The following is a 708-nucleotide window of genomic DNA, read 5'->3' as shown; positions in this document are numbered from 1 at the left end:
CGCTTTGATCCTCAGGAAGGTTGACCTGGCCTCGTCCTTCCAGCCTGGTCTGAGGCTGGTTGTCTGCGCGCTGCGTGACGTCGGGGGGATGCCCTCCGGGTCCTTGACCTCATGGTGAGCCCCTGCCGGGCCGTCACGTTCAGTGTCCTCCGCGCTCCTGACGCATGACAAAGGCCAGCGCCTCACCGAAAGCGCTGGCGCGGTGCAGACAGCCGAGGGTATTGGTTGGCCCCGAGCGGAGCGAGCAGCAAAAGCCGTGACGAACAGGAGTGGAATCACCGAAACGAAGTGGACTTGCGAAGCTGCGCAGCAGAGGGGACCGAACAGCTGATCCAGAAACCGGATGCGAAGGTGAGACGCAGGACGTGTCCGCAATGGAACTGCGCTTTCACCTGCGCCCATGGAAACCAAGGGAAGGGGATCCCCGGGTACACGCCACTGGCCTGCGCCCCGGACGTTTGATCATTTGTCAGACAGGGGACTTCTTTTTGACCGAGCAGCGCGAACTTGAATGGACATTGGAGAGAATGGAAAGCTGTGAGGGGCGCCCCTCACAGCTTCATTCGGACAAATGCTCTGGAACGACCTACTTGGCGTCTTCGGTGGCATTCTCACTGGAGCCGCCCCGGGCCTCGGGGACGTCGTGCGATCGGTTGGATACGGAAGCAATCCCTCAAACGAGTCGACGGAATCCCTCAGACAGGTCAC

It is taken from the genome of Deinococcus hopiensis KR-140 (assembly GCF_900176165.1).
GTDB lineage: Bacteria > Deinococcota > Deinococci > Deinococcales > Deinococcaceae > Deinococcus > Deinococcus hopiensis.
The sequence above is the reverse complement of the archived record's forward strand: the minus strand, read 5'-3'. Positions refer to the sequence as shown.